The organism is Intrasporangium sp. Soil_C_50, assembly GCF_057656595.1.
The window spans coordinates 314,474-341,297 of sequence record NZ_JBDGKB010000004.1; the positions used below are offsets into that span (position 1 = coordinate 314,474).

General features: G+C 72.9%; 22 protein-coding genes and 1 tRNA gene. 9 read left to right on the forward strand and 14 right to left on the reverse strand.

The window, feature by feature from the left end:
• Window positions 1–622: 622 nt before the first annotated feature.
• On the forward strand, window positions 623–1,066 hold the full coding sequence (locus AC3A5R_RS12985; RefSeq protein WP_487621170.1) for a hypothetical protein: 444 nt from the start codon (window positions 623–625) through the stop codon (window positions 1,064–1,066).
• A 75-nt stretch (window positions 1,067–1,141) separates the two neighbouring features.
• Here AC3A5R_RS12985 and AC3A5R_RS12990 read toward each other — a convergent pair whose 3' ends face one another.
• The gene (locus AC3A5R_RS12990; RefSeq protein ID WP_487621171.1) at window positions 1,142–2,590 is read right to left on the reverse strand and encodes a right-handed parallel beta-helix repeat-containing protein; all 1,449 of its coding nucleotides are present in this window, start codon (window positions 2,588–2,590) and stop codon (window positions 1,142–1,144) included.
• A gap of 178 nt (window positions 2,591–2,768) precedes the next feature.
• A tRNA-Thr gene (locus AC3A5R_RS12995) sits at window positions 2,769–2,842 on the reverse strand.
• A gap of 252 nt (window positions 2,843–3,094) precedes the next feature.
• Here AC3A5R_RS12995 and AC3A5R_RS13000 point away from each other — a divergent pair.
• Window positions 3,095–4,021: an NADP-dependent oxidoreductase gene (locus AC3A5R_RS13000; protein ID WP_487621200.1), complete on the forward strand. Its 927-nt coding sequence runs from the start codon at window positions 3,095–3,097 to the stop codon at window positions 4,019–4,021.
• Between the two features lie 75 nt (window positions 4,022–4,096).
• Here the strand turns inward: AC3A5R_RS13000 and AC3A5R_RS13005 are convergent, their stop codons facing one another.
• From AC3A5R_RS13005 to AC3A5R_RS13035, 7 genes are all read right to left on the reverse strand, one after another.
• Window positions 4,097–5,710: an alpha/beta hydrolase gene (locus AC3A5R_RS13005; protein WP_487621172.1), complete on the reverse strand. Its 1,614-nt coding sequence runs from the start codon at window positions 5,708–5,710 to the stop codon at window positions 4,097–4,099.
• A gap of 32 nt (window positions 5,711–5,742) precedes the next feature.
• Window positions 5,743–7,626 carry an alpha/beta hydrolase gene (locus AC3A5R_RS13010; RefSeq protein ID WP_487621173.1) on the reverse strand — a complete coding sequence of 628 codons (1,884 nt, stop codon included), beginning with the start codon at window positions 7,624–7,626 and terminating at the stop codon, window positions 5,743–5,745.
• Window positions 7,620–9,176 (reverse strand): alpha/beta hydrolase, encoded by a 1,557-nt coding sequence (locus AC3A5R_RS13015; RefSeq protein ID WP_487621174.1) that lies wholly within the window; start codon window positions 9,174–9,176, stop codon window positions 7,620–7,622. The genes AC3A5R_RS13010 and AC3A5R_RS13015 overlap by 7 nt, the downstream gene beginning before the upstream one ends.
• Window positions 9,177–9,241: 65 nt before the next feature.
• Window positions 9,242–10,402, reverse strand: coding sequence for a DNA polymerase III subunit delta' (locus AC3A5R_RS13020; RefSeq protein ID WP_487621175.1), 1,161 nt, complete (start codon window positions 10,400–10,402; stop codon window positions 9,242–9,244).
• Window positions 10,399–11,058, reverse strand: coding sequence for a dTMP kinase (gene tmk, locus AC3A5R_RS13025; RefSeq protein WP_487621176.1), 660 nt, complete (start codon window positions 11,056–11,058; stop codon window positions 10,399–10,401). The genes AC3A5R_RS13020 and tmk overlap by 4 nt, the downstream gene beginning before the upstream one ends.
• 76 nt (window positions 11,059–11,134) lie before the next feature.
• Window positions 11,135–12,169 (reverse strand): aspartate-semialdehyde dehydrogenase, encoded by a 1,035-nt coding sequence (locus AC3A5R_RS13030; RefSeq protein WP_487621177.1) that lies wholly within the window; start codon window positions 12,167–12,169, stop codon window positions 11,135–11,137.
• A gap of 151 nt (window positions 12,170–12,320) precedes the next feature.
• Entirely contained in the window at window positions 12,321–13,130 is an 810-nt protein-coding gene (locus tag AC3A5R_RS13035; protein ID WP_487621178.1) for a MerR family transcriptional regulator, read from the reverse strand.
• A gap of 98 nt (window positions 13,131–13,228) precedes the next feature.
• Here AC3A5R_RS13035 and AC3A5R_RS13040 point away from each other — a divergent pair, with 98 nt between their 5' ends.
• The 3 genes from AC3A5R_RS13040 to AC3A5R_RS13050 all read left to right on the forward strand — a co-directional run bounded on the left by AC3A5R_RS13040 (window position 13,229) and on the right by AC3A5R_RS13050 (window position 16,416).
• Complete coding sequence (locus AC3A5R_RS13040; protein ID WP_487621179.1) at window positions 13,229–14,197, forward strand: LysR substrate-binding domain-containing protein; 969 nt, start codon at window positions 13,229–13,231, stop codon at window positions 14,195–14,197.
• 102 nt (window positions 14,198–14,299) lie between these two features.
• On the forward strand, window positions 14,300–15,070 hold the full coding sequence (ddaH, locus tag AC3A5R_RS13045; protein ID WP_487621180.1) for a dimethylargininase: 771 nt from the start codon (window positions 14,300–14,302) through the stop codon (window positions 15,068–15,070).
• A 95-nt stretch (window positions 15,071–15,165) separates the two neighbouring features.
• Entirely contained in the window at window positions 15,166–16,416 is a 1,251-nt protein-coding gene (locus tag AC3A5R_RS13050; protein ID WP_487621181.1) for an NAD(P)/FAD-dependent oxidoreductase, read from the forward strand.
• Between the two features lie 15 nt (window positions 16,417–16,431).
• Here the strand turns inward: AC3A5R_RS13050 and AC3A5R_RS13055 are convergent, their stop codons facing one another.
• Window positions 16,432–16,968 carry a MarR family winged helix-turn-helix transcriptional regulator gene (locus tag AC3A5R_RS13055; RefSeq protein WP_487621182.1) on the reverse strand — a complete coding sequence of 179 codons (537 nt, stop codon included), beginning with the start codon at window positions 16,966–16,968 and terminating at the stop codon, window positions 16,432–16,434.
• A 129-nt stretch (window positions 16,969–17,097) separates the two neighbouring features.
• On the opposite strand from AC3A5R_RS13055, the gene AC3A5R_RS13060 reads away from it, so the two are divergent.
• Complete coding sequence (locus tag AC3A5R_RS13060; protein WP_487621183.1) at window positions 17,098–19,083, forward strand: MMPL family transporter; 1,986 nt, start codon at window positions 17,098–17,100, stop codon at window positions 19,081–19,083.
• Between the two features lie 124 nt (window positions 19,084–19,207).
• Window positions 19,208–19,522, forward strand: a complete 315-nt coding sequence (locus tag AC3A5R_RS13065) for a hypothetical protein (RefSeq protein WP_487621184.1) — start codon at window positions 19,208–19,210, stop codon at window positions 19,520–19,522.
• Between the two features lie 246 nt (window positions 19,523–19,768).
• Here the strand turns inward: AC3A5R_RS13065 and AC3A5R_RS13070 are convergent, their stop codons facing one another.
• Window positions 19,769–21,361, reverse strand: coding sequence for an MFS transporter (locus AC3A5R_RS13070; RefSeq protein ID WP_487621185.1), 1,593 nt, complete (start codon window positions 21,359–21,361; stop codon window positions 19,769–19,771).
• Between the two features lie 97 nt (window positions 21,362–21,458).
• Here AC3A5R_RS13070 and AC3A5R_RS13075 point away from each other — a divergent pair, with 97 nt between their 5' ends.
• Window positions 21,459–22,214, forward strand: a complete 756-nt coding sequence (locus tag AC3A5R_RS13075; RefSeq protein WP_487621186.1) for a TetR/AcrR family transcriptional regulator — start codon at window positions 21,459–21,461, stop codon at window positions 22,212–22,214.
• A gap of 3 nt (window positions 22,215–22,217) precedes the next feature.
• Here the strand turns inward: AC3A5R_RS13075 and AC3A5R_RS13080 are convergent, their stop codons facing one another.
• A complete protein-coding gene (locus AC3A5R_RS13080) occupies window positions 22,218–23,027 on the reverse strand; it encodes a TetR/AcrR family transcriptional regulator (protein WP_487621187.1) in 810 nt (269 codons plus the stop codon).
• A 129-nt stretch (window positions 23,028–23,156) separates the two neighbouring features.
• On the opposite strand from AC3A5R_RS13080, the gene AC3A5R_RS13085 reads away from it, so the two are divergent.
• The gene (locus AC3A5R_RS13085; protein WP_487621188.1) at window positions 23,157–24,689 is read left to right on the forward strand and encodes an MFS transporter; all 1,533 of its coding nucleotides are present in this window, start codon (window positions 23,157–23,159) and stop codon (window positions 24,687–24,689) included.
• A gap of 70 nt (window positions 24,690–24,759) precedes the next feature.
• Here the strand turns inward: AC3A5R_RS13085 and AC3A5R_RS13090 are convergent, their stop codons facing one another.
• Both AC3A5R_RS13090 and AC3A5R_RS13095 read right to left on the reverse strand, forming a co-directional pair.
• Window positions 24,760–25,356, reverse strand: a complete 597-nt coding sequence (locus AC3A5R_RS13090; protein WP_487621189.1) for a GNAT family N-acetyltransferase — start codon at window positions 25,354–25,356, stop codon at window positions 24,760–24,762.
• Window positions 25,356–26,738, reverse strand: a complete 1,383-nt coding sequence (locus tag AC3A5R_RS13095) for a serine hydrolase domain-containing protein (RefSeq protein WP_487621190.1) — start codon at window positions 26,736–26,738, stop codon at window positions 25,356–25,358. The genes AC3A5R_RS13090 and AC3A5R_RS13095 overlap by 1 nt, the downstream gene beginning before the upstream one ends.
• Window positions 26,739–26,824: the final 86 nt, after the last annotated feature.

Sequence of the window (26,824 nt, forward strand, 5' to 3'; positions counted from 1 at the left end):
GGGACGCATCAGGCCCTGACCGGCTGCTGCGTCCCCGACGTCGTCCCGCCCCTGGGAGGTGGTCCGTCGCTCGCCCTGCGGCGGGCGACGGCTCCACCGTCACCCCGGTCCCGTCGACCGGGGGTGGGGCTTCGGACGTTCCCTCCACGGCCGTCCGAAGCCCCGGGCGGCTGCGGTGCGTTCGGGGGCGCATCGCTGCCGTCATCTGTGAGACGGCCGGGATCGCGGATCATGACAGGGTTTTGCGCCTCTCCCGGAACTTTTTTCTCGGCGGTCTCGCGGCCCCGCGGCGCCGCGCCTGCGGCACCCTCTGGCCGCCTTGGCCCGCATCCGACCGAAAGGGACGGAGCCGAGGCGGATACGGGCAGGGGTTTGTCGATTTCGCCACGCGTTTGCCCCACGTTTGGCACGATGTGCGTCACGGAGGGTCACGCCGGGAACCCCTGCTCGGCGGCGGCCCTCCGTGCTGCGCCCCTCCCAGGCGCGCGGGGCTTCCGCCGCTCCCACGTGCGGAAGCCCCGCACCCCTCCCCACCCGACGCGTCGACGTCCGCGGGTCTGTCACCATGGTGTGGCCCGGCGCCGACCCGCCCGGGGTGCGGCGAGCTCGGACGGGGGTCCACGTGTCCTGGGACCGGGACCGGATGATCGACGCCGCGTACCGACGCCGCGAGAACGCCGCGCAGTACGCGGCCTGGCTCGACGTGCTCGCCCCACGCTTCGCCCAGCTCGCCCGCCGCCGCACCCGCGACGGTTCCCCCGGAGCGCCGGGCCGACGCATCCGGTGGGGCGCCCGGTGGCGCCGGTCGTGGCCGGTCACCGTCACGTCGTTCACGCCGCCCGGGCGGCCCCCCGAGCTGCGACTCGAGCTCGTCGTGCGCGGCGACGGCACCTGGCGTCACGTCCGCGACGGCCGGCGGCACCGCGACGTACGACCCGGCGCCGAGTCGCTCGGGCTGGTGCTGGCCGAGTTCGAGGCGTCGTTCGCCGCCGAGCTGGACCGCCTCGACCCGAGCCGGGCCGCCCGTCGGGCGACCCGCGCCGGTCCCGCCGACGTCCTGACCTGACCGGCCCCTCCAGTCGCGCCAGGGCGCGCCACGGCGGGCCGCGGCGATGCCGCGACCCGCCGTCGCCCTCCCCTGCTACGGCTGGAACTCGAGGGCACCCCGGTCGTCGTAGCGACGCACGCCGGCCCCGGTGTTGACGGTCGCCGGGTCGTCGACCCGTCGGTGGGAGGCGTAGTCGGTCACCGTCTGCCCCGGCGCGCTCGAGTTCGCCGAGTCGATGGCAGGCGAGCCGGCCCGGAGGGTGAAGACGCCTCCGGCCGCGTTGACGAAGCGCGGGTTCGCCTGGTGTCCGTGCGCATCCTGATGACTGGCCGCCTTCATGGCTTCCAGCGACGAGTACGACGTCGAGCCCCAGACCATCATCGTGCCGGCGGTGCTGAGGCTGACGAGGTCGTAGTCGAGGACGGTGCCGAGCACCGAGTTCTTGTCCACGCGGACGTTGCCGGCGTTGCGCGGGCACTTGGCGACACCGCCGGCCCCGTTGGGACAGTTGACGGCGTTGTCGACGGCGATGTTGTTGACGATCCGGAACCCGCTGTTGGTCCCCGCGGGCAGCCCCTCGATGTTGATCCCTGCCGTGGCGTTGCCGTACACGGTGTTGCCGATGATCCAGCTGCCCGTCGTGCCCGAGCTGTCGATGCCGTGGTCGCCGGTGATGCAGCCTCGGGTGTTTCCCGTGGCGGGGTGGGAGCAGTTGGTCTGGGCGACAGTCGTGAAGCCCTTGTTGGCGTAGACGAGGTTGTTGATGATCTGGTTTCGGTCACCGCCCGGGAACAGCTGGATTCCGGAGTCCTCGTTGTGGTGGACCCGGTTGCCTCTGATGAGGTTGAACGGCGAGCGCAGGTCGATCCCCACCGCGTTGCGCACGTATCCGTAGGCGTTGTAGGCGATCTCGTTGCCGAGGAACTGGTTGCCCGTCGCCCGGTTGGTGATGAACACCCCGGACGCAGAGTTGTTGACGACCCGGTTGCCCTTGACGACCGAGTTCTTCATCGCGTTGAGGTACATCCCGTACGCCGCCGCGCCCGACACGCGCCGGCCCGAGGTCTGCACGGTGTTGCCGGTGAAGGTCAGCCCGGTGGCGTTGTAGACGTAGATGCCGTTGCTCTTGCTGTTCTGGATCCTGAAGCCGGACACCGTGATCCAGCTGTGGTTGGAGATGGTGAACCCGTGCCGCGCCCCCGAGATGATGACGGTGTTGCCGGAGGCCGGACGGAAGGTGATCCGTGCGGTACGGGTCCCGGAGTGCCAGGGGAACACCTCCCCGGTGTAGGTGCCCGAGTAGACGATGACGATCTGGCCGGCGGTCGCGACCTTCGCCGCCTTGACGATGGTGCAGAACGGGCGCGCCGAGGTGCCGGTCCCCGAGTCGGAGCAGCCGGTTCGCCGGACGTAGATGTAGATCCGGGCTCCGTCGGCGGCCCCGAGCGGGGCCAGCCCCAGTCCCAGGCCCAGGACGCCGGCGGCGAAGACCGCTCGGCCCCTCGGAATGCGTCGCTGTCCACGAGAACTCGTCCATGCCATGTCGGCTCCCCTTGTGCCTCTCGTTCCGCTTCACTTCCTCAGCGAACAAGTCTGCGAAGAAGCGCGGCGACGCACGTCCCACAGCAGGACGAGCGAGGCGTACGTCACCTGCTGTACTCAGCCCACGGCTACCGGACACGCAGAAAGGCCCCGGTCGCGAGGACCGGGGCCTTGTCTGAGCCGCTTGTCGGAATCGAACCGACGACCTATTCATTACGAGTGAATCGCTCTGGCCGACTGAGCTAAAGCGGCAGGTCGCGACGGTCCACACGGGGTGGCCCGGCACGGTGGTTGAGTATACGCATCGCCCGGGTCCGAGAGAAATCGGCCGGTGGGCCCAGACCGACCCGCTCCGGAGGCCCCGTGACGACCCTCACCCGGGCACCGGGAATGACACGCCGGAGGGCCGTCCTTGTCGCCCTCGTGAGCGAGACGACCAACCAGAACAGCCGCACGACCGACCCGACGAGTGACACGACGAGCGAGACGGCGAGCGACGGCACGATGCGCGCCATGACCTACGACGCGTACGGCGATCCGGGCGTGCTGCGCCTGACGCAGCGGTCACGCCCGAAGCTCGGACCGGGCGAGGTCCTCGTGCGGGTCCGCTCGGCATCGGTCAACCCCGTCGACTGGAAGCTGATGTCCGGCGGCCTCGACGCCGTCATGGACGTCCGCTTCCCGGTCGTGCCCGGCTGGGACGTCGCGGGCGTCGTCGAGGCGGTCGGCTTCGACACCCCGGAGTTCGCGCCGGGCGACGAGGTCGTCGCCTACGCCCGCAAGGACTACGTGCACGGTGGCACGTTCGCCGAGCTCGTCACCGTGCCGGCGCGGGCCGTCGCGCCCCGGCCGCGCAGCCTCTCGTGGGACGAGGCGGCGGGCCTCCCGCTCGCGGGCCTCACGGCCTGGCGGGTGCTCAAGCGCCTCGGCGTCACCGAGGGCGACACGGTGCTCGTGCACGGTGCGGCCGGCGGCGTCGGCTCGCTCGGCGTCCAGCTGGCCCGCTCCCTCGGCGCCCGCGTCATCGGCACGGCGTCCGAGCGCAACCACGACCGGCTCCGCGACCTCGGAGGCGAGCCCGTCACGTACGGCGAAGGGCTCGTCGAAAGGGTGCGCGCGCTCGCGCCCGACGGCGTCGATGCCGTCGCCGACTTCGTCGGGGGCGTCCTCGACACGACGCTCGCCGTGCTCGCCGAGGGCGGGCGGCACGCGTCGGTCGCCGACGCGTCGGTGGCGCAGGCGGGCGGTTCCTACGTGTGGGTCCGTCCCGACGGCGTCGAGCTGGCCGAGCTCGGTGACCTCGCCGACGCCGGCGCCCTGACCGTGCCCGTGGCGCGGACGTTCCCCCTCGAGGAGCTGGCCGACGCGTTCCGCTTCAGCGCCGAGGGCCACGCCGCCGGCAAGGTCGTGGTCCGCGTCTCCGAGGGCTGACCACAACGACGCACGCCCGACGCGTCGGCCGACCCGACGGGCCGATCGACCCGTCGCGTCGGGCCGGCTGCCGCGTCAGGCGCAGTGGGCGCCGCTCGTGGGCACGAGCGCACGCACGAGGTAGTCCTCGACGATCGCGTCGGCGCAGTCGTTGCCGTTGCGGTACACCCCGTGGCCGTCGGCGACGACGCTGACGAAGCGCGAGCCGAAGATCGCATGTGCCATCCGCTGCGACTGGTCGAGCGGTGTCGTCAGGTCCCCCTCGTTGCCGAGCACGAGCACCGGCGTCTTCGGGTCCGCGGTGATGACCAGGTGGGTGCGCTGCATGCCCGACCATGCTGCGCACGAGTCCGGGGCCGCGGCGAAGAGGTGGGCGTAGAGAGGGTGCGCGGCGAGGACCTTCGCGGAGGGCCGCATCGACGTCGTGGCGTCGGAGGGCCAGTCGGCGCAGTGGATCGGCAGGTGCACCGACTCGTAGCCGCCGTAGTAGCTGCCGTCCGAGTCGCGCGACACCGCGTCCTCGGCGAGCCACACGAGCCCTGAGCCGTCGTCGTCCTCCAGCGCCGAGCGCAGCGCTTCGACGGCGTCGCCCCACATCGACTGGTCGCGCATCGCGCCGGCCAGACCGGTCGCCGCCCACCCCTCGGTCAGTGCGGGGATGCCGACCTCGTCGGTCGGCATGGACCGGCGGTCGAGCCCGTCGAGGAACGTGACGAGGCGCTTCGCGGCGACGTCGGGGTCATCACCCAGCGGGCAGTCGCCGTCCTCGACGCAGGAGTCGACGAAGTCGGCGAACACCGAGTCCGCCTCGTCCGCAGACTGCCCGGTCCAGTAGTCGATGTCGTCCTGGGTGGTGGACGACGAGGAGACGTGGTCGGGATCGACCGCGGAGTCGATGACCGTGAAGCCGACCCGGTCCGGGAACTGCGCCGCGTAGAGCGCCCCGATGAGCGTGCCGTAGCTGATGCCGTAGTAGTTGAGGTGCTCGTCACCGACAGCGGCACGCAGGATGTCGAGGTCCTTGGCCACCTGCTCGCTGCCCATCGACCGGCCCAGCGCACCGCCGCGCTGGAGGCACCCGGCGAGCCGGGTCGCGCGTGCCTGGTCGAGGGCACGACGCTCGGTCGCGGTCTCGGGCGTCGGGTCCGAGGCGTACATCGCGTCGAGGTCGCGGGGGCGCAGGCACGTGAAGCCGCCCGAGCCCCCGATGCCGCGCGGGTCGAAGCCGACGACGTCCCACACGTCGCGGATGGACTGCGAGAAGTAGTCCGGGGCGTCGGTCACCATCTTGACGCCCGAGACGCCGGGCCCGCCCGGGTTGACGAAGAGCGTGCCGCGACGCTGTTCGGGGTGGGTGGCGGGGATGCGGCGCAGGGCGATCCGCACTGTCTCCCCGCGCGGGTCGAGGTGGTCGACGGGCACGGACACCGTGGCGCACTGGTCGGTCGTGTTCGTCCTCGCGCCGGCGCACGTGCCCCACGCCACCTTCTGGGCGTAGAACGTCTCGAGGCCCTGCGGGGTCGAGGCCGTCGGGGCGGACAGCTGGACCGGTTCGGTCGCACGGTCGCCGCCGGCGTTCGCACCGCCTGCTGCGGTGGCGCCGGGGGCCGGCGTGCCGGCTGCCACCGAAGGGCCGGGTCGGTGGGCCGGCTGCGGCCCGGTGGCCAGCCAGAACATCGCTCCCAGCACCGCGAGAGCGATGAGGGGTACGACGAGTCGACTCAGCAGGTCGTGCCGTCCGTGGGCACCTTCCCCTGCACGAGATAGCCGTCCACGGCCTGGTCCACGCACGGGTTGCCAGCGTAGTAGGTGCCGTGTCCGTCATGGTCGGAAGTGAGAAGAACGCCCGATGCGAGGTCCTTGGCGAGCTGCTTCGTGCCGCCGATCGGGGTGGCGGGGTCGCGCTCGTTGCCGATGACGAGGATCGGGGCGGCGCCGACCGCCAGCGTCGTGCCCTTCGGGGTGCGTCCCGGCGTCGGCCACGCGGCACAGCTGTCGTAGAGCTCGCCGGTCATCTTCGCCCAAAGCGGGTGCGCCTTCTTCAGGCGGGCCTGCTCGGCGAGCGTCGCGGGTGTGTCCTTCGAGCGAGGCCAGTCCGCGCACCGCACCGGCAGCATCGCCTGCAGGTAGCTGCTGGTTGCGTACTTGCCGGTGGCGCTTCGCTCGACGACCGACATGCCCTTGGCCAGCAGGATGTCGCCGCGACCCGAGAACGCCTGTGCCAGACCGCTGTTCAGGGTCGGCCAGGAGGTGTCGCTGTAGAGGCACATGAAGATCGAGAAGCCGACCCAGCCCTCGCCGATGCGCGTCAGGCCCGGCTTGGTCGTCGTCAGGCCGCGCTTCTCGACGGCGTCGAGCAGGTCGGCGATCTTGCCGCGGGCGGCTGCCTTGTCCGAACCGAGCGCGCAGTCGGGCCGGGCCACGCACCAGCTGATGAACGCGTCGATCGAGGCCTCGAAGCCCTGGATGTCGTAGGTCGTCTCCTGGGCGTCGGTCTGGTTGGGCGACATCGCCGAGTCGAGCACCATGCGCCCGACCTTGTCGGGGAAGGTGTCGGCGTAGATGGCGCCGAGGAACGTGCCGTAGGAGCCGCCGAAGAAGTTGAGCCTGCTGTCGCCGAACACGACGCGCATGACGTCCATGTCACGCGCCACCTCGGTGCTGCTCATGTGCATGGCGCGCTGCCCGCCGCGCGCCGCACAGCTGCGGGCCACCGAGTCGGCGGTCGTGCGCACCGCCTCCTTCTCCGCCGGGGTGTCGGGCGTCGGGTCGGTGCTGAAGAGCCGGTCCATGTCGGCGTCGGTGAGGCACGACACGGCGTCGGAGGCGCCGATGCCGCGGGGGTCGAAGCCGACGACGTCGTAGACGGCACGGACCTGGGGGGAGAAGACGAACGAGGCGTACTGGGCGTACTCGACGCCCGAACCGCCCGGACCGCCCGGGTTGATGAGGAGGGAGCCGACGCGTCGGGACGGGTCGGTGGCCGGCGCCTTGCGCAGCGCGAGGGTGAAGCGCTCCCCCTGCGGCTTGGTGTAGTCGACGGGCACCTCGATGGTGCCGCACTGCTGGCGCGGGTTGTCGCTGCAGCCCTTCCACGCGACGCGCTGCGTGTAGTACGCGGCCAGCTCGGCCGGGTAGCCACCGGCGGCCGGACGCGTCGGGGTGGCGCCGGGCGTCGCGCTGCCCGACTGAGTCGGGGGCGACGCGGGGGCTGCGGACGGCGTGACCCGCGCTGCCGTCGGCGTCACGGGGTTGGCGGCGCGCCACGCGACGAGGCCGACGACCGCGACGAGCGCGGCCACGGCCACACCGGCGACCACGACCCGAGCCCGCGACCGGGGTGCACCGGCCGGCGTCGGGGCGTCGCTGCCGTGCCCGGCGGACCCGCCCCACCCGCCGGTGGAGTCCGAGACTCCCGACGCGCCGGGCGCGTCGTAGGCACCCGGCAGCGACGCGTAGGGCTGCGCCGGCACCTCCGGCAGGTCCTCGCGCGCGGGCGCACCCGCGGACTCGGGGCTCCCCGGCTGCTCGGGCCGTTCGGGCCGCTCGGGCTGCTCGGGCTGCTCGGGCTGCTCGCTGCCGCCGCTCGGGGTGTCGCTCAGCATGTCAGTCCGTCCTTGGGCACGCGGCCCTGCACGAAGTAGGCGTCGACGGCCGAGTCGACGCACGCGTTGCTCCGACGGTAAGCGGTGTGGCCGTCACCGTCGAAGGTGATGAGGGAGGCGTTCTCGAGCTGGTCGGCCAGGCGCTTGCTCCACTCGTAGATCGTGGCGGGGTCGCGCGTGGTGCCGATCACGACGATGGGGTCGGCGCCGGGGGCGCGCACCTCGTGCGGCTGGTCGGTGGACTTCGCGGGCCAGATCCCGCAGGGCAGCGCGCCCCACGCGAGCGTCGCACCCCACGTCGGCGCGGTCTTGGCGAACTCCTTGGCGTAGCCCTCGTAGGCCGAGAGGTTCGGGCTGTCGGGACGGTCGAGGCAGTTGACGGCGTTGATCGCCTCGAGGAGGTTGCCGTCGTAGCCGCCGCCCGGGTGCCGGCTGGCGTAGCCGTCGGCCAGCTGCATCAGCGTCTGCGCCGATCCCGACTTCGCCTCCTGGAGGGCCTGGGTGAGGATGCCCCACGCGCCCTGGTCGTAGAGGGCGTAGGCGACACCGAGCCGGGCCCAGGCCTCGTCCATCCGCGGGATCGTGGCGTCGCCGGTCGGCAGGGGGTCCTGGTCCATCCGGGCGAAGAAGTCGTCGAGGCCCTTGGCCGCGGCCGGGACCGTGTCGCCGAGGGGGCAGTCTCCCTCCTGGACGCACGAGGCGAGGTAGGCGTTCGTCGCGATCTGGAAGCCCTTGGCCTGTCCGGCCGCGAGCTCCTTGCTCGTGAGGTCGGGCGGCACGACGCCGTCGAGGACGACGCGGCCCACGCGCTGCGGGAACAGGTCGGCGTACGTCGAGCCGATGAAGGTGCCGTAGGACTTGCCGAGGTAGTTCAGCTGCCGGTCGCCGACCGCCGCCCGCAGCACGTCCATGTCGCGGGCCACCTCGGCTGTCGACATGTGCTTGACGAGCTGTGGCTTGTCCTTGACGCACCCGGCGGCGAGCTTCCTGTTCTGCTCGAGGAGAGCCTGCTCCTCCGCGGGGTCGTCGGGCGTCGTGTCGGTGCCCAGGTAGGTGTCCATGTCGGAGTCGCTGAGGCAGTCGATCGGCTCGGAGCGGGCGACCCCGCGCGGGTCGAAGCCGACGAGGTCGAAGTACTTGCGCACCTGGGTGCCGACGATGGTGTCGGCGCCCTGCTGCACGTAGTCGACGCCGGACGCGCCCGGACCGCCGGGGTTGGCCAGCAGCGAGCCGAGACGGTTGGCCTGGTCGCGGGCCTTGACCCGGACGACCTTCATCGTGATGTCGCTCGAGGGGTCCGGTGCCGCGTAGTCGAGCGGGACGGTGAGGTCGGCGCACTCGGCGTTGCCGCACGCCTTCCAGTCGAGCTTCTGCGAGTAGTAGCGCGCGAGCTGCGGCGACGGGGCAGCCGTGGCCTCGGGCAGTCCGGACCGGCTCGTGCTCGGCACCGGCGGCTCGGACCGGTCGCACCCGGCCGAGCCGAGGACGAGCGCCGCGGTCACCGTCGTCGCGAGGAGGGCTCGTGCGATGGCGGCAGGGCGTGTCGTCATGCCCGAAACGGTAACCGGTCCCGCTGAGGGCGCGAGCCGGCGCTGCACGGGGCCCGTGGGACTCCTCACATGCCGAGATCGCGTGGGAGCCGCAGCCGCAGGGCCATCGACTCGAGCGCGAGCAGCGGCTGGACGTTGGCGTTGATGCGGTCACGGGCCTCGCTGATGGCGTCCATCGCCCCGAGCAGCTGCTCGGCCGTGAAGACGCCGGCCAGGCCGCGGACCCGGTCGACGGCGTCGGGGTTGACGAGGCCGACGTCGGAGCCGAGGCGGGTGACGAGCGCGTCGCGGTAGATCGAGGTGAGGTCGACGAGGGCACGGTCGATGACGTCGCGCTCGTGCCGCTTGGCGCGGGTCTTCTGCTCCTTCTCGAGCGCGCCCAGCTGCGAGCGGATGTGCGGGGGCTGGACGCGGGCCCCGGGATCGGCCCCGAGGGTCTCCATGAGCCGCGCGCGTTCGGCCGCGTCGCGCTCGGTGCTCGAGGCCGAGGACTCCTCCTCGGCGATCTGCGCGAGGTCGGCTGCCGCGTCGATGGCATCGCCGACGCCGACGATCTTGGTGGACATGGCGATGACGTCGCGGCGGCGGATGCGGGCCTGTTCGTCGCGGGCCAGGCGGCGGGCGAGCCCGATGTGGCTCTGGGCCGCTCGTGCGGCGTAGAGGGCCATGGTCGGCTCGACGTCGTCGCGGCGTTGGAGCAGCTCCGCGACGGCCTCGACCGGCGGCGTGCGCAGGCGCACGTGGCGCGAGCGCGAGCGGATCGTGACGATGACGTCCTCGAGGCTCGGGGCGCAGAGCATCCACACCGTGCGCGGCGTCGGCTCCTCGAGCGCCTTGAGCAGGGCGTCGGCGGGGGCGTCGGTGTAGGCGGTGAGGCGGTCGGCGTCCTCGATGATGATGATGCGCCAGCGCCCGACCGACGGGCGCATCGCTGCCTCCTGGACGAGCGCGCGCGCCTCGGCGACCTTGATGGACAGCCCCTCGGTGGCCACGACCTTGACGTCGGCGTGGGTGCCGTCGAGGGCGGTGCGGCACTCGACGCACTCGCCGCAGCCGCCCTTCGGGCACTGCAGTGCGGCCGCGAAAGCCCTTGCGGCCGTGGACCGCCCGGACCCCGGCGGCCCCGTGAAGAGCCACGCGTGCGTCATCGCCGCCTCGTCGCGGACGGCCCGCGAGAGGGTCTCGATGGTCGGGTCCTGCCCGACGAGGTCGCGCCAGACGGTCATGAGCGGCTCGCCAGCAGGTGGTCGACGCGGGCCAGGACGGCGGCGTGCAGCGACTCGACGGGCTCGGACGCGTCGAGGACGAGGTAGCGGCCCGGGTCGGCGGCAGCGAGGTCGAGATAGCCCTGGCGGACCGCGGCGTGGAAGGCGTCGGCCTCCGACTCGAGCCGGTCGTGGACGTCGCCCCGGCGGGCCCGACCCACCTCCGGCGCGACGTCGAGGACGATCGTGAGGTCGGGCAGGACTCCGCCGACGGCCCAGTGCTGCAGGTCGCGGATCTCGTCGGCCCCGAGGTCGCGGCCCGCACCCTGGTAGGTGATCGAGCTGTCGACGTAGCGGTCGGTGATGACGACGTCGCCCTCGGCCAGCGCCGGACGGATGAGGGTCTCGACGTGGTGGGCCTTGTCGGCGGCGAAGAGCAGCGCCTCGGCACGCGCGGCCATGTGGTCGCCGTGCAGCACGAGGTCGCGGATCTGCTGGCCGAGCGGGGTACCGCCGGGCTGGCGCGTGACGACCACGCGTCGCCCACGGCGCTCGAGGGCTTCGGTGAGCAGCCGCACCTGCGTCGACTTGCCTGCGCCGTCGCCGCCCTCGAAGCAGACGAAGAGGCCGGGTGCCGTACTGGCGCGCGAGGTGCTGGCGGTGGGCGTCTCCGTCACGGCCCCGAGCCTATGCGAGGACGCGGACAGCCCGCGGCCGCCCACCCGACGAGGAGTGCGGCGCCGGCCCCGGGCCTCAGCGTCGGGCGAGGAGCGCCTCGGCGATCTGGACCGCATTGAGGGCAGCGCCCTTGCGCAGGTTGTCGCCGACGACGAAGAGGACGAGACCCTTGCCCTCGGGCGCGGCCTGGTCGACGCGGACGCGGCCGACGAAGACCTCGTCGCGACCGGCGGCCTCGAGCGGGTTGGGCACGTCGGCGACGACGACACCGGGGGCGTTCTTGAGCAGGTCGAGGGCCTCCTCGGGCGTGATGTCACGCTCGAACTCGGCGTGGATCGCGAGGCTGTGCCCGGTGAAGACCGGCACCCGGACGCACGTGCCGGACACGCGCAGGTCGGGGGCGTGGAGGATCTTGCGCGACTCGTTGCGCAGCTTCTGCTCCTCGTCCGTCTCGAGCGACCCGTCGTCGACGATCGAGCCGGCGAGCGGCACGACGTTGAAGCCGACCGGCACGGCGTAGACCTGCGCCTCGGGCACCTCGACGGCGCGGCCGTCGAGCGCGAGGTCGGCGGGCTCGCCGGCGTCGTACGCGCCGCGCAGCTGTCGGTCGAGCTCCTGGACGCCCTTGCCACCGGAGCCGCTCACGGCCTGGTAGCTGCTGACGTGCAGGCGCACGAGCCCGGCGGCGTCGTGCAGCGGCTTGAGGGCCGGCATCGCGGCCATCGTCGTGCAGTTCGGGTTGGCGACGATGCCCTTGGGGATCGTGTCGAGGTCGGCGGCGTTGACCTCGGAGACGACGAGCGGCACCTCGGGGTCCTTGCGCCAGGCGCTCGAGTTGTCGACGACGACGGCGCCGGCCGCGGCCACCTTCGGGGCGAGCTCGCGGCTCGCCGCGCCACCGTTGGAGAACAGGGCGATGTCGATGCCGGAGAAGTCGGCCGTGGCCGAGTCCTCGACGGTGACGTCGCGTCCCTTGAACGGCAGCGTCGAGCCGGCCGAGCGCGCCGACGCGAAGAACCGCACGTCGTCGAGCGGGAAGTCCCGCTCCTCGAGGAGGGCCCGCATGACCCCGCCGACCTGACCCGTAGCACCGAAGACACCGACTCGCATGTCACAAGGCTACGGCCCGGGCCGACGAGGCCCGGGCCGCGTTCACTCCTCGGTCAGCACTTCCCTTGGTCTGCTCCCGATTCGAGGTATTCGGCGATCACCGGCGGTCGCCGAATACCTCGAATCGCGGGGAGGGCGGGGGCAGCCGGTGTCAGCCGCCCGACGCGTGCCGGTCGGCGTTCGCGTGGATCGCGTCGTGGACGTACTGCGCGAGCCCGGGGGCGAGGTCCTCGTACGTCGTCGTGAACCGCGGGTCGGCGACGTACATGTCCGCGAGGCCCCGGTGGAAGTCGTGGTCGAGGTCGTAGAAGCGGTCGGCGATGTGCCGCCGGTGCTGCTCGGCTGCGTCCATCGCGGCCCCACCCGTCGCGGGCTCGCCGGCGGCCATCGCCGCGACGAAGGCCCCGTTGACGGCGTCCATCTCGGTTTTGACCTGCTGCCAGTCGGCCTTCGTGTAGCGCTGGGTCCGGGCCGCCGACTGCTTCCACGCGTCGGTCTCGCCCCAGCGCTCCTGTGCCTCCTGCTGGTACTCGTCCTTGAAGCCGTCGCCGAAGAGCTCCTTCATCTCCTCGGGCGTGGCGGGCTGGTTGCTCATCTCTCTCTCCAGTGCTCGGTCGATGGCCGCGACGATCTCGCTGAGCTCGTCGAGCCGGGTCATGACCGCGTCGCGCTGGCGCCTCAGGTGGGTGGCGGGGTCGTCGCTTCCGTCGAGCAGCTCGGCGATCTCCTCGAGCGGAAGCTCGAGGCGCCGGTACACGACGACCTGCTGCAGGCGCGTCAGGTCGGCGTCGGTGTAGAGCCGGTAGCCGGCCGCCGAGCGCTCGCTCGGCACCAGCAGGCCGATCTCGTCGTAGTGGTGCAGGGTGCGCACCGTCACGCCGAAGACGTCGGCGACCTGCCCCACCGTCCAGGTGGCCATCTGCGGCACCTGCCTCACGTTCGGGGTCGCATCCGTGGTCATGGGTCGAGCGTGGCGCCTCACGTGACGTGAGGGTCAAGCCCATTCAACGGCACGGCGTCCGGGGGCACGAGACCGGCGCGCGCCCTACTCTCGGGGACGTGGAGCTCGAGGTCCGTCACCTGCGTGTCGTCGCGGCCGTCGCCCAGCACGGCAGCGTGCAGGTGGCGGCGGCCGCGCTCGGTGTCACCGAGGCGGCGCTGGGCTCGGAGGTGCTGCGCATCGACCGGGTGCTCGGGTGCGCGGTGTTCCGCTCCTCCGGCACCGGCGTCGAGTGCACCGCGATCGGCGAACGGGTCGTCGCGCGGGCCCGGGCCGTCCTCGACGAGCTCGCCGGGCTGCGCGAGGACATCCGCTCCGACGCGTCCGCCCGTGGCCCGCTGCGCCTCTCCTCGGACTCGATGCGCTTCTTCAGCTCCTTCGTCGGACAGGCCTACGCCACCGACATGCGCCGACCGCTCATGCCGGTGCCGCCGCTGCCTGGCACGACGACGACCGCGGCCCTCGTCGACGGGCGCATCGACGTCGCCGTCGTCATCGTCCTGACGGCCGCGACGCCGGTCGACCGGCCGATGATCGGCGAGCGAAGCATCGTCGAGCGGGAGCCGCTGCTCGTCGCGCTGTCGGCCACGCACCCGCTCGCCTCGCGTCGCTGCGTCGACATCACCGACCTCGCCGGCGAGGACTGGATCCTGCCGCCGTCGGAGATCGACCCCGGCAGCGAGGCCACGGCGGCGGTCCTGGCCCGCCTCGGCATGACGCTCCGGTCGACGTACGGCCCGCACGACCTCGGGCCGCTCTGGCCGTCGGTCGTCGCGGGGCGGGCCGTGTCGTTCGCCGTACCCACCGCGTCGGCCCCACCGGGCGGCGTGCTGCGCCCGCTCACCGGCCAGCCGATCACGGCGCGACGCGTACTCCGTTGGCGCCGTGGGGCGCTCGACGAGCCGGACGTCGAGCGGTGCGCCCGCGCGGCCGGCTCGGCCTACCGCGAGCAGCTGACCCACACCGCACAGACGCAGGACTGGTGGCGCACGGCGCTGTCGGAGGAGAAGCCGACGCTCGCCCCCTGAGCCGTCACCATCATTGCCACCGCGCCGACGCGCCGGCAGCACAGAGCGTTCCGGGCCGACGCGTCCGGCGGCACCGACGCGTCCGCCCCCTAGGGTGAGCGCGTGCACCGTCGCCTCGCGCTCGTCCGCCGACCCTCGCCCCTGCTCGCCGACGGGATCGTCACGCACGTCGAGCGCGCCGAGCGTGTCGACGCCGGGCTGGCGCTGCGCCAGTGGCAGGAGTACTGCGACGTCCTGCGCCGACGCGGATGGCACCTCGAGGAGGTGGCGCCCGTCGACGCGTGCCCCGACGGCGTCTTCGTCGAGGACCAGGTCGTCGTCCACGGCGACGTCGCCGTGCTGTGCCGCAGCGGCGCGCCCGAGCGGCGGGGCGAGCGCGCCGGTGTCCGCGAAGCCGTCGAGGGCCACGGCTACCGCGTCGTCGAGGTGAGCGCACCGGGCACCCTCGACGGCGGCGACGTGCTCAAGCACGGGCGTCACGTGTGGGTCGGCGTCGGCGGCCGTACCAACGACGAGGGCGTCCGGCAGCTGGCGGCGGCCTTCTCCCACAACCGCGTCGAGGTCGTGCCGGTGCCGGTGTCGCGCGTCCTGCACCTGAAGTCGGCCGTCACCGCGCTGCCCGACGGCAGCGTCATCGGCTACCCGCCGCTGGTCGACGACCCGTCGGTCTGGGACGCCTTCGTGCCGGTTCCCGAGGAGGCCGGCGCGCACGTCGTGCTCCTCGGCGGGCAGTCGGTGCTCATGTCGGCCGCGGCCCCGCGCTCGGCCCACCTGCTCGAGGGACGCGGGCTCGATGTCACCGTCGTCGACATCTCCGAGTTCGAGAAGCTCGAGGGCTGCGTCACCTGCCTGTCGGTGCGCCTCAGGGGCTGAACGAAGGGCACCCGGCCCAGCCCACCGTTGGCGGGTCACGCGGGTCTAGAGTGCAGCAGCGGGGGGCCGGACTCGAGCAGTGGGGTGATCCTTCAGTGGACGCAGACGTCGTCGTCGTGGGTGCTGGGCTCGCAGGTCTGCGGTGCGCACGACGGCTGACCGAGCTGGGTCGCGACGTCGTCGTCCTCGAGTCGAGCGACGCGGTCGGTGGCCGCATCCGCACCGATGTCGTCGACGGGTTCCGCTGTGACCGTGGCTTCCAGGTGCTCAACCCCGCCTACCCGGCGGTGCGCCGGTGGGTGGACGTCGGCGCCCTCGACCTCAAGCCGTTCGGCTCAGGCGTCCTCGTTCGGCGCACCGACGGCCTGCAGGTCGTCGCCGACCCGGTCCGCGAGCCGAAGCTGCTGGCCCGCACCATCCGCTCGGGCTACCTGCACCCGCGCGAGCTCGCCGGCGTCACCCGGTGGACCGCGCGCGTCATGGCCGACCCGAAGACCGTCATCCGCCAGCCCGACACCACGCTCGCCGAGTCCTTCGACGAGGCCGGGGTCACCGGGCGCCTGCGCCGCGAGGTCCTCGACCCGTTCCTGGCCGGTGTCCTCGTCGATAGCCACGGCACGAGCTCGGCCAACTTCACCAAGCTGCTCGTGCGGATGTTCGCCCTCGGCCGCCCGGCCGTGCCCGCCACCGGCATGCAGGCGCTGCCCGAGCAGGTCGCGGCCCCGCTCGGCGACCGCGTCCGCCTGCACAGCCACGTCGAGGCGATCGACGCGTCGGGCGACGGTGTGGACGTGCGCGTCGACGGCACCCGGATCAGCGCCCGCGCCGCCGTCGTCGCCACCGACCCGGGGGGCGTTGCCGACCTGACGCCGCTGCCCGAGCCGACCACGCGGGGCCTGGTCACGTGGTGGTTCGAGGCGCCCGAGCCGCCGACCGAGCTGCCGCTCGTGGCCATCGACGGCCGCCGGCACGACCACACCTCGCCCGGACCGGTGTGGAACACCGCTGTCCTGTCGGCCGCGGCCCCGAGCTACGCCCCGGCCACACGTCACCTCGTCGAGGCGACCTGCCTGCTCGACCGGCCCGACGGCGACGCCGCGGAGGCCGACGTGCTGCGCCACGTCGGCGAGATCTACGGCCGCGACACGAGCGGCTGGCGTACCGTGACCCGGCACCGGGTCGACTCGGCCCTGCCGCTCATGGCTCCCCCGCTCGAGGTGCGCTCGCCGGTGCACCTCGGCGACGGGCTCTTCGTGTGCGGCGACCACCGCGACACCGCCTCGATCCAAGGCGCGCTCGTGTCGGGGCAGCGCGCGGCCGAGGCGGTCAACGCCCACCTGCCCTGACGCGCATCGAGGGCCTCAGCGGGTCAGCGCCGTCATCGCCTCGATGGCGCCGCGGAGGTAGCGCTCGACGACCTCGCGCTCGTCCTGGGCAAGCGACGCGTCGAGCGCGGCCAGCGACTCGAACATCGGGCGCATCCGTGCCAGCACCTCGGCGCGCCCGCTGTCGGTGATGACGACCTCGGTGCGCCGGCCGTCGCCGGGGTGCGAGCGCCGTTCGGCGTGCCCGTGGGAGACGAGCCGGTCGACGACCCCTGACGACGCGGCCGACGTGACGCCGAGCAGGCGCGCCAGCTCGACGGGGCCGACCGGGCCGCGCATGAGGTGGCGCAGCGAGTGCAGCTCGGAGGTGGACAGGCCGGCCCGGCGCGCGACGATGCCGGGCACCGACTCGGAGACCTCGACGAGCTCCTGGAGGGCGGCGAGCGTCGGCGTCGTGCGCCACTGCGGCACCCCTGGGACCAGACCGACCTCGGGCAGGCCGGAGCCGCCCGAGCCATCGGGGGCGTCGGGGCGCGCTGACGCCTCGCGTCGCTTCGTGCTAATGTCACTCACCAACTTAGTAATCTTCTGAGTAACCCAGTTACTCATCCTAACCGGAGGTGCGTCGTGCGGGGTCTGACCGACAGGATCACGCGGCGATGGTGGGCTGTCGCCATCGTCATTCTCGCGCTTGCAGGGGCCATGGGCGTCATCGGCGCCGTCGGCGAGGCGACGCGGACCGCCGCGAGCACCGACGCGCTGCCCGTCGGCTCCGACAGCGCCGCGGCCGAGCAGCTGCGCGACCGCCTGCCCGAGGTCAAGGGCTCGAGTGCCGTCGTGCTCTTCTCGCGCGCCGGCACCCGGCTCGACGCCACCGACCTCGCCGCCGTCCAGGCGCGGGCGGCCGCACTGCCCGGAGGCGGACGCATCCCGACGCAGCGCAGCGACGACGGCACGGCTGCGCTCGTCGTCGTGCCCGTGGCCGCCACCGACGCCACCGGCACCGGCAAGGCCGTCGCCGACATCCGCAGCACGGCTCGCCAAGGACTGCCCGAGGGCCTCACCGCGCAGGTCACCGGGCCGGCCGCCGTCGAGGCCGACCTCGCCAAGGTCTTCGACGGCGCCAACACGCGGCTGCTCCTCGCGACCGCGTCGGTCGTCGCCCTGCTGCTCGTGCTGACGTATCGCAGCCCGATCCTCTGGATCGTGCCTCTCGTCGTCGTCGGCGTGGCCGACCGCGTCGCGGCGGTCGTGGCGACGCACGTGCTGTCGGCGTTCGGGCAGGCCTGGGACGAGTCGACGATCGGCATCCTGTCGGTGCTCGTCTTCGGCGCCGGCACCGACTACGCCCTGCTGCTCATCTCCCGCTACCGCGACGAGCTGCGCCACCACGAGGACCGCCGCGAGGCGATGTCGCTCGCCCTGCACCGCACGTCCGAAGCCGTCCTGTCGAGCGCGGTCACCGTCGTCGTCGGCCTCCTGACGCTGCTGCTGTCACTCTTCCCGGCGACGCGCGGACTCGGGCTCGCCTGTGCCGTGGGCGTGGTCGTCGCGGCCGCGTTCGTGCTGCTCGTCCTGCCGGCCACCCTCGTCTGCTTCGGACGCTGGGTCTTCTGGCCCCGCGTGCCGCACGTCGGCCAGGAGTCGCTCGCCGACGGGCACACCCTCTGGCGCCGCATCGGCGACCGCGTCGCCGCGCACCCGCGTCGCGTCATAGCGGTGACGCTCGTCGTGCTCGCCGCCATGGCGAGCGGCCTGCTCGCCGTCGACACCGGCCTCAAGCAGTCCGACCAGTTCCTCACCAAGCCGGAGGCCATCGCGGCCGCCGAACGCCTCGCCCAGTCCTTCCCGGCCGGCAGCGCCGACCCGGCCGTCCTCGTCACGACGGGCGACGCGGAGGCCGTCCGGAAGGCAGCCGCCGGAGTCGACGGCGTGGCCGGCGCCCGCGTCACCGCGCGTGGCGACGGCGTCGCCGAAGTGGACGCCGTCATCTCGGCCCCTCCCGGCACCCCCGAGGCCACCGCCACCGTCCGCGCCCTGCGCGACGCCGTGGCACCCATCGCACAGACGCACGTCGGCGGCACCGAGGCCGTGGCGCTCGACCAGGCCGAGGCGTCCTCGCGCGACCGGTTCGTCATCCTGCCGATCGTCCTGGGCCTGGTGCTCGTCGCGCTCGGACTGCTGCTGCGCTCGGTGGTCGCACCGCTCGTCCTCGTGTCGACCGTCGTCGCGACCTACCTGGCCAGCGTCGGGGCGTCGTGGTGGATCTTCACGAAGGTCTTCGGCTTCGAGGCCCTCGACGACAGCGCCCCGCTCTACGCGTTCGTCTTCCTCGTGGCGCTCGGCGTCGACTACAACATCTTCCTCGTCACCCGGGCGCGGGAGGAGACGCGCCGCCACGGGCCGCGCGTCGGGATGCTCCGGGGGCTCGCGGCCACCGGCGGGGTCATCACGAGCGCCGGCATCCTGCTCGCCGCGGTCTTCGCGGTGCTCGGCGTGCTGCCGCTCGTCGTGCTGGCCCAGATCGGCGTCATCATCTGCGTCGGCGTGCTGCTCGACACCCTCGTCGTGCGGACGCTGCTCGTGCCGGCCATCGCCATCGTCCTCGGCGACCGGTTCTGGTGGCCGCGGCACATCCGGAGGGTCGAGGCCGTCGATGCCCCGACCGCCGAGCTGCAGCGCGTCTGACCGTTCGTCGGGACCCCGTGACAAACCCTGGACAAACGCTTGACGAACAGGCCCGGCTTTGGTGACTCTGGGCCGTCAAACCTTTGACAAACCGTGGACGCTCGGGGAGACACAGGAGTCACCGATGAAGATCGCCACAGCCACCGCCGCTCTGGCCCTGGCCGCCGCCGCCGCCCTGACCAGCGCCGGATCGGCGTCGGCGTCGGGCCGGCAGGACACCGCCTGCATGCGCGCCGGCATGAACACGCTCAAGTCGCTCGGGGTCTTCCCGCAGGTGGCGGCCAACGGGCTGCCCATCTCGACCGCACTGGCGGTGGGGGTCACCCCCAGGGCCGGCGCCGACATCAGCGGCGTACCCGACCCGATCCCGCTCAGCCTCCTGCTCGCCGACCACCGGGCCGGCAGCCACAGCCTGTTCGTCTACCCCTGGTGTTCATGAGTGCGGCTGAGCGCGTGACCGCACGTGACCGAGCCGGATGACCGAGCCGGTTGACCCGGGTGCGGGGGCGGCGGGCCGGAGCGGAGTTCGGGGGCCGTCCCGAGTCGCCCGATCCGACCCCCGCACCCACCTCGACACCCGCCGGGCGTGCTGCGCTCCCGCCCGGCGGGGTGCGGCGTGGACCACGAGGACGACCTTCCCGGCTCGTGGTCCACGCTCGCGGTCGCCCCTGAGCCGCTCAGCCGCTCAGCCGACGGGGGCGGGCGCGCCCACCTCGGCGCCCTCGGCGCCCTCGGCGTCGACGCTGCGAGCCTCGTGACGCGGCAGGAACGCGAGCGCCACGACCGCGCCCACGACGAGGACGGCCGCCGCGACGAGGTCGGTCACGTGCATGCCGTGCACATAGGCCTCACGGGCCGCGGCGAGCACCCCGTCGCCCGCCGGACCCCCGACGCGAGCAGCGACGACCGACGCCTCCCCCAGCGTCTGGCTCGCGGCGTCGACGACCGAGGCCGGCAGGCCCGCCGGCAACAGCTCGACGATCCGTGAGGCGTACGTCGCGCCGAGGACACTGCCGAGCACCGCCATCCCCAGGGCCCCGCCGAGCTCGCCCGCGGTCTCGACGAGGGCCGACACCGACCCGGCCCGCTCGGCCGGGGCCACACCGATCGCGTACTCGGTGACGAGCGTCGCGACCGACACGAGGCCTGCTGCCACGAGAGAGGCGGCCACGAGGGTGACGACGATCGAGGAGTCGACACCGGCCAGGCGCATCCCCATGAACCCTCCTGCGGCCGTGAAGAACCCGACCGCCATGACGAGCGGTCGACCGACGCGTCCGGCCACTGCCGCCGCCGTCGGTGCCGCGGCCCCGACGAAGACGGAGGGCAGCAGGCTCCACAGGGCCGCTGCCAGCGCGCTGTAGCCGAGCACCGACTGGAGGTACTGCGTCACGAGCACGGCGTTGCCCATGACGCCGAACATCCCGATGACCTGCACCGCGACCGAGCCGCCGAAGCCGCGGCGGTGGAAGAGCGTGAGGTCGACCATCGGGAAGGCGATCCTCGACTGGCGCCGCACGAACACCACCCCGGAGGTCACGCCGACGACGAGGAACCCGGCCAGCGGCATCGACCACCCGTCGGCCGCGACCTCCTTGAGCACGTGCACGAGCGGCAGGATCGCGAGCAGCGACAGCGCTGAGCCGAGCGCGTCGATGCGCGCCGAGGGCGCCTTGGACTCCGGGAGGAGGAACGGGGCGACGACGAGCAGCGCGAGCATGACCGGGACGTTGACGAGGAACACCGAGCCCCACCAGAAGTGCGCGAGCAGGACCCCCGAGATGACCGGCCCGATCCCGACGCCGCCGGCCATGACGGCCGACCAGACCCCGACGGCCTTGGCGCGCTCGCCGGGGTCGGCGAAGAGGTTGCGGATCAGCGCCAGCGTGCTCGGCATCAGGGTGGCCCCGCCGACGCCCATGAGGGCGCGCGCGGCGATGAGCCACTCGGCGCTCGGGGCCCATGCGGCGAGGAGAGACGCGAGCCCGAAGGCCGCGGCGCCGAGCAGGAGGAGTCGTCGCCGGCCGATCCGGTCGGCGACGTTGCCCATCGTCAAGAGCAGCCCGGCCAACACGAACCCGTAGACGTCGAACATCCACAGCACCTGGGTGGCTGACGGCGCGAGGGCTTCGGCGATGTGTGGCACGGCGAAGAACAGGACGGAGACGTCCATCGACACGATGAGCAGCGGGAGGCAGAGCACCGCGAGGGCGGTCCACTCGCGCCTGCCGGCACGGGGAGGCGAGGACGGTGGTGGGGCGGCGATCGGGGCGGACATGGCAATTCCTATCTGCGTATATCGCATAGTGTTTAACTAGTACACAGAAGATAGAACGCATCTGCGTACTGCGCAAGCAGTTGGCTAGGATCGGCCCGTGCCCGACGACAACGTGCCCCCGCGGCAGCCGGCCCTGCCGCGCTACCTCCAACTGCTCTGGGGGCGCGAGCCCGAGGGCCGCCGCGGTCCGCGCCCGGCGAGGACCATCGAGGAGATCGGCGCTGCGGCCGTCGCCATCGCCGACCGCGAGGGCCTCGACGCGGTGACGATGAAGAGCGTCGCGAGCGCGGTCGGGTTCACGACGATGTCGCTCTACCGCTACGTCGACAGCCGCGACGAGCTCGGCGCCGTCATGCTCGACGTCGCCCTGGGCGCCCCCGACCTCCCCTTCAGCCCGGGCCAGGGCTGGCGCGAGCGCATCACGGCCTGGACGCGACAGCTGTCCGAGCGCCGCATGGCCCACCCGTGGACCGTCGAGGTGCGCCAGGCGGCCCCGCCCCTGACCCCGAACGCGATCACCTGGATGGAGCGCGGGCTCGAGGCGCTGGAGGGCGCGGACCTCACGTCACAGCAGCGACTGTCCTCGATGCTCGCGATCGACGGGTGGAACCACAACCACGTGCGCCAGTCGGTGCAGATGGGTCTCGTCGGCAGCCCCGACCCCGACGGACCGCAGGCCGACTACCTCGAGCAGATCGGCATGCTCGTCGACCCGGAGCGCTTCCCGCTGCTCATCGCCGCCGGGCCGGGAGCGCTCGATGACGACGAGGAGGACTTCTTCGACGAGGAGTTCGACCACGGCCTGACGCTCCTGCTCGACGGCATCGAGGCGCTCATCGCCCGATCACGTTGAGGCTCAGCGCTTCCCGCGACTCCGTGCCTTCGCTGCCCCGCTGTCCTTGGCGGGCACGGTGCTCGCGATGCCGGCGATGAACATGTCGACGCCGAAGGCGAACCGCTGCTCGCCGTCGCCGTCCATCAGCTCGCCGAGGTGGGAGGTCATGACCGGGAAGCGGTCGCGCGGCAGTGCGGCGAAGAACTCCCCCACCTGCGCGAAGTAGGCTCGGCCCCGCTCCTCGGACTCCTCCGGCGTGGCCCCACCGAAACGCCGCTGCATGAGCCAGCCCTCGTACGCGTCGGCCCCGATGTAGAGCGAGATGCGGTCCATCGCCCAGGCCGCGACGTTCATCGACACCCCACCGTCGCGCATCGCCGCGAGGAGGTCCTCGGCGCCGCGCAGCGAGGCCTCGGTCGTCGGGATGTCGGCGAAGCTGAGCAGGGCGATGTCGGCATGCCTGCGGTACACCTCGTGCACGCCGGCGGCGAAGCGGCGCAGCCCCTCCTGCCAGCCGACCGCGCGGAAGTCGGGGAAGTCGACCTCCTCGATGACCCGCTCGTGGACGCGCACGAGCAGCTCCTCGCGCGACTCGACGTAGGCGTAGAGCGAGGCGGGGCCGGTGCCGAGCTCGGTGGCGACGCGTCGCATGGTGACGCCCTCGGTGCCCTCGGCGTCGACGATGCGCAGGGCAGTCTCGACGATCCGGTCGAGCGAGATGGGGGTGCGCGCGCGCGTGGCCCGCGGACGCGGACGCCACGGGACCTCGGGGAGGCCGGGGAGGTCGGGGCGGCCGGAGGTTCCCGGACTCGTCGTACCGCTGCTCGTCATGCCGCTCCCCTCGCCGCCTGGACCCTGACGGGCCTCCTGACGAACATCGTACTTGACGCGAACACCGTTCGTTAGTAGAACAGTGTTCGTCACGAACGCTGTTCGCCAACTGCCAGCCGAGGAGACCCCATGAGCACCCCGCCCACGACCTCGCCGCCACCCGCGGCCCCGGACCCCGTCCGCACCACCCCCGACGTCCCCGCCGGCACCGATCCGACGTCGGCCGCCGAGGCGTCCTTCACGCCCCACCCGTACCGCTGGGCCGCCCTGTTCGTCGTCCTCGCCGCCGAGGTCATGGACCTGCTCGACGCGCTCGTCACCGTCATCGCCGGGCCATCGGTCGTGCGCGACCTCGGTGGCAGCGCGACGCTCGTGCAGTGGTTCACCGCGGCCTACACCGTCGCGATGGCATCCGGCCTGCTCCTCGGTGGCCGGCTCGGCGACCTCTTCGGCCGGCGCCGGATGTTCCTCGTCGGCATGGCCGGCTTCACCCTCGCCTCGATCGCGTGCGCCGCCGCCGTGTCGCCCGAGATGCTCGTCGTGACCCGCGTCGTCCAGGGCTTCTTCGGGGCGGCGATGATCCCCCAGGGCCTCGGCATGATCAAGGAGATGTTCCCGCCGGCCGAGATGGGCAGGGCCTTCGGTGCCTTCGGCCCGATCATGGGCCTGTCGTCGGTCGGCGGGCCGGTGCTCGCGGGCTGGCTCGTCGACGCCGACGTCCTCGGGCTCGGGTGGCGGGCGATCTTCGCCATCAACATCCCGATCGGCGTGGCCGGGTTCCTCGCCGGGCTGCGCTACCTGCCGGCGTCGCGTCCCGACCGGTCCCTGCGCATCGACGTCCCCGGGGCGCTGCTGGCCACGACCGGAATGGTCGCGCTCATCGTCCCGCTCATCCAGGGCCGCGAGCAGCACTGGCCTGCATGGTGTTTCGCGCTCCTTGCCCTCTCCGTCGCCGCGTTCGCCGCGTTCGCCGTGCTCGAGCGACGCCGTGACCGCGCCGGGCTCGCGACGCTCGTCGTGCCCTCGCTGTTCACGAAGCGCGCCTTCACCTCCGGCCTGCTCACCGGTCTCGCGCTCTTCGGTTCGCTGATGGGCACCTCGCTCGTCCTGACGCTCTTCGTGCAGCTCGGTCTCGGTTTCGACCCGCTCCACGCCGGCCTCGCCGGCCTGCCGCAGGCGCTCGGCATGATGGCCGGCTTCGGCATCGCCCAGGGACTCAACGTGCGGCTCGGCAGGCGGCTCATGCACATCGGCGGCATCGTCCTCGGGGGCGGCCTCGTGCTGCTCGGCGTCATCGTCGGCTCCTCCGGCGCGTCGGTGACGATCCTCGCGCTGACCCCGGCCCTCGTGCCCATGGGTATCGGCATGGGGATGGTCATGGCGCCGTTCTTCGACATCGTCCTGGCCGGGGTGTCGCCCGAGGAGTCCGGCTCGGCGTCGGGCACCCTGACGGCGGTCCAGCAGATCGGCGGCGCGCTCGGCATCGCGGTGCTCGGCACGGTGTTCTTCGGCCACCTCGAGGGCGGGGCGGTCGCACCGACGATCGGCCGGTTCACCTCGGCGGTCCAGACGTGCGTCTGGGTGGCCGTCGCGATGGTCGCGGCAGCGTGGCTGCTCACCTTCCTGCTCCCCCGCCGGGCAGAGCACCACGGCACCCACTGAGGTCCGGCGGGGATGCAGCGGTGACGCAGCACGACAAGGCGCCGGGGCCGCACGGCCCGGCGCGCGCGTCTCAGCCCATCCACTCCTCGCGCAGGACGGCCCACTCGTTGTCGTCGAGCCAGGTGCCGTCCTTGCCGAGCGACTTCGCGTGGATCGTCGCCTCGAGCCTCATCCCGATCCGGTGCAGCACGCGGTTGGAGGCGATGTTGTCGGCGTACGCGTCGGCGGTGATGCGGCGCAGGCCGAGCTCGTGGAAGCCGATGCGCAGCAGCTCGGAGGCGGCCTCGGCGGCGAGGCCGCGCCCGTGGACGTCGGGGTGCAGCGCGTAGCCGATGGTGCCCTCCCACGCGTCGGTCGGCGTGCGTGAGATGGAGCGGCACGGCTCGAGCCGCAGCATGACGTCGCCGATGACGCGTCCGGTGCGCTGTTCCTCGACCGCGAGCCCCAGCAGCGGCTCGAGCGCGTCGGGGCGCCCGCGCGCGATCCGCGTCACGACCCGCTCGCGCACCTCCTCGAGGCTGAGCACGTCGTGGCTCAGGTGCACGACGACCTCCGGCAGGCTGCGAAAGGCGTGGATCGGCTCGATGTCCTCGACGCGCAGCGGGCGCAGCAGCAGCCGGTCCGTGCGGCGCGGCCAGACAAGCGTCGAGAGGTCGGGTCGGGGCATCAGCGCCAGCCGTGCTCGTCGACGCCGCCCGGCACGTCCGCGGCCGGGTCGTAGGGCGTGCGGGTGAAGCGGAACGAAGCGAGGTCGAGGTGCGAGGCGGTGCCGTCGGGCCGACGCACGACGCGCAACGGCTCGCCCGTGTAGTAGCCGTCGAGCCCCACCCACGCGTCGCGGCCGTCGGCCTCGACGCGGGCGAACCGCGACCCGCGCGCCTGGCCGGGCTCGCCGAGGACGAGGTGCTCGCCCTCGAAGCGCGCGGTCGCGACGGCCGGGCCCCAGTGCCAGGTGCCACCGAGGTCGACCGAGCCCGCATGGCCCGATGCGGCACCGACGTCGACGTGCCACGGCGCCACCGGCTTCGGCTCGCGCTCGGCGAACGCCTCGATCAGCGTCTGGGCGACCGGCCCCATGCCGGTGGTCGCGTTGGCCGTGACGACGACGCCGTCGCCGGAGTCGAGTCGCACCCGCAGGCCGGCGAGGAAGCCCGGCATCGAACCGCCGTGACCGGCGTACCGCACGCCGTCGAGGTTCCACACCTGCCACCCGAGGCCGTGCGCCACGGTCCAGGCCTGGCCCGGCAGGTCGTTGACGGTGCGCGGCTCGCACATCTCCGCGAGCGTGTCGCGCGAGAGCACGTCACCGGTGTCGCCGCCGAGGAAGGCCGCCCAGCGCGCGAGGTCGGTCGTCGTCGACCAGAGCTGGCCCGCCGGTGCCATCGCACCGGCGTCGTGCTCCGGCTCGGGCAGCACGACGTCGGCGAACGGGTGCACGGCCAGGCCCTGCGCCGCCTTGCCGGCCGGGCGCGGGGTGGTCCGGCTCATGTCGAGCGGCATGAGCAGCTCACGGCGCACCACGTCGAACCACGAGGTGCCGTGGGCGCGGGCGACGAGCTCGCCGAGGGCCGCGTAGCCGACGTTCGTGTAGTGGAAGCGCCGACCCTCCGCGAAGCGCTGCGCGACGGGCGAGGCGACGAGCTCGTCCCACGAGCCGCCCGGGGTGCGCTCCCACCACGGGCCGTTCGTCTCCGCCTGGACGCCGGCCCCGTGCGAGAGCAGCTGGGCGATGGTCACGTGCCCGAACGACGTGCCCGGCACGTGCCGTTCGAACGGGTCCTCGAGTCCGAGACGGCCGGCGTCGCGCAGGCGCAGCAGCGCGACCGCGACGAACGTCTTGGTGATCGAGCCCATCCGGTACTGGGTGTCGGCGTCCGCGGCCGCGCCGTCGCTGCGACCGTCGAGCGTGCCGACCGCGTCGGACCACACGAGCTCGCCGTCACGGACGACGCCGGCCGCCACGGAGGGCAGGCGGTGCGTGCGCTGCTCGGTCGCGAGCAGGTGGGTCAGGTGGCGGGTGGTTGCGGCGTCGGGGCGGTACGGGCTCACCCGCCCGAGCCTAGGTGTACTCGGCCAGCAGGTTGGTGACACCTCGGCGTTGACGACGAGGAGAACCTCCGGGTGAGGTGAGGAGT

Coding starts and splice junctions, on each gene's coding strand:
- AC3A5R_RS12990 (WP_487621171.1), bottom strand. CDS start 2,590: ATGGCATGGACGAGTTCTCGTGGACAGCGACGCATTCCGAGGGGCCGA.
- AC3A5R_RS13000 (WP_487621200.1), top strand. CDS start 3,095: ATGCGCGCCATGACCTACGACGCGTACGGCGATCCGGGCGTGCTGCGC.
- AC3A5R_RS13010 (WP_487621173.1), bottom strand. CDS start 7,626: ATGCTGAGCGACACCCCGAGCGGCGGCAGCGAGCAGCCCGAGCAGCCC.
- AC3A5R_RS13015 (WP_487621174.1), bottom strand. CDS start 9,176: ATGACGACACGCCCTGCCGCCATCGCACGAGCCCTCCTCGCGACGACG.
- AC3A5R_RS13020 (WP_487621175.1), bottom strand. CDS start 10,402: ATGACCGTCTGGCGCGACCTCGTCGGGCAGGACCCGACCATCGAGACC.
- AC3A5R_RS13030 (WP_487621177.1), bottom strand. CDS start 12,169: ATGCGAGTCGGTGTCTTCGGTGCTACGGGTCAGGTCGGCGGGGTCATG.
- AC3A5R_RS13035 (WP_487621178.1), bottom strand. CDS start 13,130: ATGACCACGGATGCGACCCCGAACGTGAGGCAGGTGCCGCAGATGGCC.
- AC3A5R_RS13060 (WP_487621183.1), top strand. CDS start 17,098: ATGGGCGTCATCGGCGCCGTCGGCGAGGCGACGCGGACCGCCGCGAGC.
- AC3A5R_RS13065 (WP_487621184.1), top strand. CDS start 19,208: ATGAAGATCGCCACAGCCACCGCCGCTCTGGCCCTGGCCGCCGCCGCC.
- AC3A5R_RS13070 (WP_487621185.1), bottom strand. CDS start 21,361: ATGTCCGCCCCGATCGCCGCCCCACCACCGTCCTCGCCTCCCCGTGCC.
- AC3A5R_RS13080 (WP_487621187.1), bottom strand. CDS start 23,027: ATGACGAGCAGCGGTACGACGAGTCCGGGAACCTCCGGCCGCCCCGAC.
- AC3A5R_RS13085 (WP_487621188.1), top strand. CDS start 23,157: ATGAGCACCCCGCCCACGACCTCGCCGCCACCCGCGGCCCCGGACCCC.
- AC3A5R_RS13090 (WP_487621189.1), bottom strand. CDS start 25,356: ATGCCCCGACCCGACCTCTCGACGCTTGTCTGGCCGCGCCGCACGGAC.